Here is a 7,595-nt window from a genome sequence, read left to right on the forward strand (position 1 = left end):
GTCGAAGATATAATACTATCTCTTCGACTTTTTAACTTTTAATTATTATTAAATTTATTACTTTATTATTAAATTTCTAACTTTTTATTTAGTATTATACTAAAATAAAGTTAGAAATCTATTTTAATAAAAGAGGTGATTATTACAATGAATAAAAAACTAAATTTAACATTAATACTATTATCATTATCATTATTACTAATTTCATGTGAACCCCAAAATAATATTTCTAAGTCTAACATTCAAAATAAAGATTCTATAGATACAGAATCTAATACTGATGTTAATCAAAAAAATAATGCTGATATTAATACTGATGTTAATCAAACTCCCCCTAGAGAAACATTCATAATTGCAGGAGTAGGCCATAACACTATAAAAGATTTTTGTGAGTTTTCTCTAAATGATCTTGTTGTTTCTAAAAGAATTGAACCTGAAATTTTAACCTCAAGCTCTTCATACTATGATGTGAAAAATAAAGACAATATCTATATAGATATTATTATAAATGTGAACAATTTGAGTAATAAATCTAAAATAGCTGAGGATTTAATCTCTGCAAGAATAAAAATAAACAATAATGAATATCACTGTTTTTCCCTAGTAGAAAGCGTTGATGAATCTAATTTAGAAAAATCTACTTCAATAAAACCACAAGAAACAAGAAAAATTCATTATGTAACTGAAGTCCCTATAGCTGACTCTATAGGTGAATTAGAAGTTATTCTAACCTCTAACGGAACAGAGCATAGTAATATTTTCCATCCAACTCAAAATTCAGTAAAAGAAATAACAAATTTAGAAAAATTAGAAGAATATTATCTATTAATAAAAGAAGCTAAAAAAAATCAGCAAGATTATGTTAATTCTATTGATGACCCTAATGTTAAACAATCAGTACAAACTCCATATTCTGCTGCTATTGCAGAATCAAATTCATTATCTATAAAATATCCAAACGATATTTACACTATAAATAAGGCTTTAAAAAGAGTCCTTAATGGTAAATAATATTATTATCTAAAATGTTAATTTAAATTATCTAATCGAATATAATTATTAAGTTATTTCGCTAAAAGTAATTTTCACGAAGAAATAAAAATTGACGGTTTTAAGCCATTTATAGACTATTAAAAATTAAAAAAATCATAGTTTTTGGTTTACTATAAATAAACTTCTATATAAAAAGGTACTATTTCGTATTCTTAGTTACGAAATAGTACCTTTTTATAATTTGTTTCTTAAGTTTTATCTAGGTTTAAAATGGGGCATATTCCCTTTCATTAAACACCCGAGCTTTACGGTAATCATAGCCTAAGCATATACCTTTTCAGTAGCAGTTGCTAGGTTGCTACACCCATTTTCAGTTGGCATTGAGTAGTACCAACTCCCTTTTTATACCTCGCTATTTGGGAGTAGCGACCAATGTGCACAATGATATTATATCATAATTTTTATAATACACGCCGTTAATTATAATCACTAGAATTTAATATAATAAATATATAAACATAGTTATATTTACGAATAAATAATGTATTGACTTTATCATTATTCGTGTTATATACTTTTGATATGACGTAAACAAAGGAGGACTTTAAATGAAAAATGCATTAGTTTTTCAATCAGATTTTGGAATAGTAGATGGAGCAGTAAGTGCTATGTATGGGGTGGCATACTCAGTTGATAAGTCTTTACAATTATTTGATTTAACTCATGAAATACCACAATATAATATATGGGAAGCTTCATATAGATTGATTCAGACTACAGTATACTGGTCAAAAGACACTGTATTTGTATCAGTAGTAGATCCAGGAGTAGGTTCTAATAGAAAAAGTATAGGAGTTAAAACTGCTACAGGTCAGTATATAATTACTCCTGATAATGGAACTCTTACTCATATTAAGCGTATGTGTGGAATTGTAGAAGCTAGAGAAATTGATGAAACTATTAATAGACTACCTAATTCAGGAGCATCATATACTTTCCATGGAAGAGATATATATGCGTACACTGGTGCAAGGCTTGCAGCTGGAGTTATAACTTTCGAACAAGTTGGACCAGAAATACCAGTAGAAGATGTTGTAGAACTTCCTGTAGTTGAAGCATGTAAGGAAAATGATATTGTTACTGGATCTATTGATGTTTTAGATGTAAGATTTGGTAGCTTATGGACTAATATATCAAGAGAATTATTTGTAAGCTTAGGTATAAATTATGGAGATAAAGTAGAGGTATCTATTAAGAATAATAAGAGAGAAGTTTATAGAAATATAATGGTTTATGCTAAATCCTTTGCTGATGTTCATGTAGGAGAAACTTTAGTATATGTTAACTCATTAGATAATTTAGCAGTGGCAATAAATCAAGGTTCTTTCTCTAAAGCTTATAATATACAAACAGGTACAAGTTGGATTATATCCATAAGAAAAGCTCCAAGATTAGTATATGAATAAAAATAATAATAAACGTACTGATAGTATTATTATATGGAGGAATTAGAATGAAAAAGAATTTATCTATTAAAACTATAGTAGCAATAGGAATAGGAGCAGCAGTATTTATGATATTAGGACGTTTCGGTTCCATTCCATCAGGAATACCAAATACTAATATTGAAACAAGTTATGCATTCTTAGCTTTAATGGCAGCTTTATATGGACCTATAGCAGGTGTATCAATAGGATTTATAGGGCATGCTTTAAAAGATTTAGTTTTCTATGGTTCACCTTGGTTTAGTTGGGTTATAGCTTCAGCATGTGTTGGATTAATACTTGGATTAGCATGGAATAAGTTAAAGGTTAATGAAGGCGAATTTCAAAAGAAAGAAATTATTGTTTTTAATATTTATCAAGTAGTTGCTAATGTTATTTCATGGATTATAATTGCACCTACATTAGATATTATTATTTATGCAGAGCCAATTAATAAGGTTTATTTACAAGGTATAATAGCTGCTATTTCTAATTCTGTTACAGTAGGAATATTAGGAACTTTTTTAATTAATACTTATTCAAAAACTAGAGTTAAAAAAGGAAGTTTAGATAGGGAATAATACCTAATTAAAATACTGGAGACTTTAGGTTTCTGGTATTTTTTATTTTTTTTGATATAGAAAATGTACTAATTACATATAATGTCAATGATTTTTTTGTGTACATATTGAAAAAATATAGTAATATTTAAAATCGGAGATAAAAACTTTAATATTATATTTTACGTGTAAAGGGAGATTTGCTATGAAAAAACCTGTTATTGAGTTCAAAAATTTTACTTTCCAATACAGAGCTCAAGCAAAGCCGACATTAAATAATATAAACCTAACTATATATGAAGGTGAGAAAGTTCTTATTGTTGGACCATCTGGATCAGGAAAAAGCACAATTTCAAATTGTATAAACGGATTAATTCCATTTTCTTATAAGGGAAATATTTCAGGAAGTTTAAAAATAAATGGTAAAGAAACTAAAGATATGAGTATCTTTGAATTATCTAATTCAGTTGGAACTGTTCTTCAAGATCCAGATAGTCAGTTTATCGGATTAACTGTAGCAGAAGATATTGCTTTTAAGCTTGAAAATGATTGTGTAGATCAAAATGAAATGAAGGAAAAGGTGAAAATAACTTCTAAGATTGTTGATATAGATAATCATTTAGACTTAGCACCTTATAGTTTATCTGGTGGACAGAAACAACGTGTAACCTTAGCAGGAGCTATGGTTGGTGATGTAGATATATTATTATTTGATGAACCTCTAGCAAGCTTAGATCCAGCAACTGGTAAAAGTGCTATAGAATTAATTGATGAGATAAAAAGAAATACAAATAAAACAATAGTTATTATAGAACATAGATTAGAAGATGTATTACATTGTGATGTAGATAGAATAATTGTTGTAGATAAAGGTAATATTGTAGCGGACATGTCACCAAAAGAACTTTTAGGTTCTAATATATTATCTGAAACTGGAATACGTGAACCTCTATATATTACAGCCTTAAAGTATGCTAAATGTGAAGTAAATTCAGATATTAATCCACAACATATAAATACATTAAATATAGATAAATGTAAAGATAAGTTGAAGAGCTTATATGATGTGACTATTGAGGGAAGCAAAGAAATATCAGATGAAGTTTTATTGGAATTAAAAAATGTTAAATTTGGATATGAAAAAAATAGAGAAATATTAAAAGGTATTTCCTTTAAGGTTAGAAAAGGTGAGATGCTTAGTATAGTAGGTAGAAATGGTGCTGGAAAATCTACAATTTCAAAATTAATTTGTGGTTTTTATAAGCCTACTGATGGAGAAATATTATTTAATGGGAAAAACTTGCTTAATGAAACCATTAAAGAACGTGCTGAAAAAATTGGTATTGTAATGCAAAATCCTAATCAAATGATATCTAAAACTATGATATTTGATGAAGTAGCATTAGGCCTTAGAGTGAGAGGTCTAAGTGAAGATGAAATTAAAGAAAGAGTATTTAATACTTTAAAGATTTGTGGATTATATGAATTCCGTAATTGGCCAATTTCAGCCCTTAGTTTTGGACAGAAAAAGCGTGTAACAATAGCATCTATATTAGTTTTAAATCCAGAAGTTATTATTTTAGATGAGCCTACAGCAGGACAAGATTTTAAACACTATACTGAAATTATGGAATTCTTAAAGGAATTAAATAAAAAGGGAGTTACAATTATAATGATAACTCATGATATGCATTTAATGCTTGAATACACTAATAGAGCTATTGTATTTTCAAATGGGTTAAAATTAGCTGATGATATAGCTGCAAATGTTATTACAGATAAAAATGTTATTAATGAAGCAAATTTAAAAGAAACATCTTTGTATGAATTAGCTATAAAAGCTGATTTAGATAATCCAAGAGATTTTGTAAAGAAATTTATTGATTATGATAGGAGGATTAGAGCATATGAGTAAGATGTTAGAGTATTCCAATATAGATTCCCCTATTCATAAGTTAACTGGTGCAGCAAAGTTAATTGCATTTATAATATGGGCTATAGCATCTATGATTACTTATGATACAAGATTGCTTATATTAATGTTTGTTTTAAGTATAATTGTATTTAAAATTTCCAAGGTAGAGTTTAAACAAGTATCATTTGTACTTTATTTTATATTAATATTTTTATTACTTAATAATTTGGCAATATTTATTTTTTCTCCATATGAAGGAGTACAAGTATATGGAAGTAGAACTGATTTATTTAAAATTGCAGGACCTTATACAGTAACATTAGAACAGTTATTTTATCAATTTAATATAACCATAAAATACTTTTCTATAATACCAATGGCATTATTATTTATGGTTGCAACTAATCCAAGTGAATTTGCTGCATCACTAAATAGAATTGGCGTTAATTATAAGATAGCATATTCTGTTTCCATTGCTTTAAGATATATTCCAGATGTTCAACGTGATTATCAAGATATATCTTTTGCACAACAAGCTAGAGGAATAGATATGTCTAAAAAAGAAAAATTGACAAAAAGGATTAAAAATTCAGCTTCAATATTGATGCCTTTAATTTTCTCAAGCTTAGATAGAATTGAAAGCATAAGTTCAGCAATGGAGCTTAGAGCTTTTGGAAAAAATAAAAAACGTACTTGGTATAATGGAAGAAAATTTGAAAAAGGTGATTATATAACAATAGCTATAGCTGTACTATTATTAATTATTTCTATAATCACTGTTATAATTAATGGTGGAAGATTCTATAATCCATTTATTTAAGTAAAGAATTTATTAAATTCAGATCATTATCGTATGAGTAGGTAAATAAAATTTAAAGATAATAAGGAGAGAAAATTAATTTCTCTCCTTAAACTATAATTAAACATTATCTATTATTCTAAAGAATAAATCCTCTAAAGTACCTTTTTCATTATATTTTTCTTTTAGAAATTCTTTATTTCCAGAGTCAACTATTTTTCCATTTTTCATTAATATTACAGTATCACATATTTCATCTATGGAAGATAAAATATGTGTGCTTACTAAAATGGTTTTATTTAAAAGTTAAAATTTAAAACTATCTTATTGTTTGACATAAATATGGATAGATTATATTATTAAAATACATAAGTAATTGGACAGATGTTAAGGTGGTGGAAAGATGGAATTAACAAAAGCTCAAGATAAGTTTATAAGACATAAGACTTCTGGATATCAAGTTTTAAAAGGTAAAGAAGGAACGGGAAAGAGTACAGCTTCAATCTATAAAGCATTAAATTTGGAAAATAACTATTGTCTTTACGAAGATGATAAAATACTATTTGTTACTTCGAATTATGTTAAAAATAGTAATGCTAATGAGCTTTATAATAAAGAAAGTAACAATAATTATTTCTACTCACTATTTTCGTTAGAAAGAAATAGAGTAAATATAGTTACTTTTGAGGAACTAATTAATACATATTACAATGCATATCTTAGAGAAAAGGGACAAGTTTTTAAAATAATAGATAAAAAAGAATCTTTAAATGTATTAGAAACTCTAAAAAATGAAATAGAAACTTTTTATAAGAAATCTAAGTTTATTGAAAAGGCTACATTAGATTTCTTATTAGATGAGATATCATGGATAAAAGCAAGCAATTTAACAATAGAAGAATATTTAAATGTAGATAGAAAGGGTAGAAAGAATAGAATTAAGAAAAATTCATATACCAGAGAGTCTATTTATATTATTAAGGAAATGTATAATAACAAATTATACAGTAGCCAATTTATTGATGAATATGATCATGTATTATTTGCTCTTGAATATGTTAAAAAATATAAAGGAATCTATAGTCATATATTTTTAGATGATATTGAAAAAATGACTAAAGCTGAAATAGATTTTATAAAAGCTATTTATAAAGAAAAATCTTATTCATCTTTTATTTTTATATTAAATAGTGAATTGAATAATAAAGAGAATTCATGGATGATAAAAGGAAGAAAGTTCAATACACTAGGTGTGGATATAAAGGGAAAAAGCTTTAGCTTTAAATTAAGATTTGAAAAGAAAAAGAAAGTAATTAATACAATAGAAAAATTTGAATATATTAATTTAAGAAATAAAGATGTAGTAGAATTTAATATAGATACTGCTTCTAATATTAAAGAAATATTTGATAATGATAATACTATATATAATGAAGATGATTTAATAGATGTACCTATGTATAATAACATAGCAGCAGGTAATCCTATTGAAATAAATGATAACATAGAAGGAAGTTTTTATTTACCTAAGTATTGGCTAGAAAGAGGAAAAGATACTTTTATTTTAAGGGTAAAAGGTGATTCTATGGTTGATAAAAATATATGTGATGGAGATTTAGTTGTTATTAAGAAACAAGCTACTGCCAATCATAATGATATAGTTGCTGCAAACTTAGATGGTGAAGCAACCTTAAAAACATTGAATTTAAATGAAGAGACTCCTAAATTAATGCCTGCAAACTCATTATATTCACCAATAGAATTAGCTAATAGGGATGTAAGTATTTTAGGTATAGCAATAGGTGTAATTAAACAAGAGGTAAGTTAAACTTATCTCTTATTTT

6 protein-coding genes are annotated in these 7,595 nt (G+C 26.4%); all 6 read left to right on the plus strand.

All coding sequences use genetic code 11. The features are described from left to right. Positions 1–147 precede the first annotated feature (147 nt). The 6 genes from ACQRD5_RS16280 to lexA all read left to right on the plus strand — a co-directional run bounded on the left by ACQRD5_RS16280 (position 148) and on the right by lexA (position 7,579). Entirely contained in the window at positions 148–1,011 is an 864-nt protein-coding gene (locus ACQRD5_RS16280) for a hypothetical protein (protein ID WP_427747053.1), read from the plus strand. Between the two features lie 590 nt (positions 1,012–1,601). Further along, positions 1,602–2,459: an S-adenosyl-l-methionine hydroxide adenosyltransferase family protein gene (locus ACQRD5_RS16285; RefSeq protein WP_320902059.1), complete on the plus strand. Its 858-nt coding sequence runs from the start codon at positions 1,602–1,604 to the stop codon at positions 2,457–2,459. A 47-nt stretch (positions 2,460–2,506) separates the two neighbouring features. Beyond that, complete coding sequence (locus ACQRD5_RS16290; protein ID WP_291624843.1) at positions 2,507–3,058, plus strand: ECF-type riboflavin transporter substrate-binding protein; 552 nt, start codon at positions 2,507–2,509, stop codon at positions 3,056–3,058. Positions 3,059–3,242: 184 nt separating this feature from the next. Then, positions 3,243–4,952 (plus strand): ABC transporter ATP-binding protein, encoded by a 1,710-nt coding sequence (locus tag ACQRD5_RS16295; protein ID WP_291624844.1) that lies wholly within the window; start codon positions 3,243–3,245, stop codon positions 4,950–4,952. Next, positions 4,945–5,772, plus strand: coding sequence for an energy-coupling factor transporter transmembrane component T family protein (locus ACQRD5_RS16300; protein ID WP_294169033.1), 828 nt, complete (start codon positions 4,945–4,947; stop codon positions 5,770–5,772). Before ACQRD5_RS16295 ends, ACQRD5_RS16300 begins: the two co-directional genes overlap by 8 nt. Before the next feature lie 382 nt (positions 5,773–6,154). Next, the gene (gene lexA, locus ACQRD5_RS16305; protein WP_294168190.1) at positions 6,155–7,579 is read left to right on the plus strand and encodes a transcriptional repressor LexA; all 1,425 of its coding nucleotides are present in this window, start codon (positions 6,155–6,157) and stop codon (positions 7,577–7,579) included. Positions 7,580–7,595: the final 16 nt, after the last annotated feature.

The sequence above is a fragment of the Clostridium sp. SGI.024 genome (assembly GCF_050315195.1).
In the GTDB taxonomy this organism is placed as follows: Bacteria; Bacillota; Clostridia; order Clostridiales; family Clostridiaceae; genus Clostridium.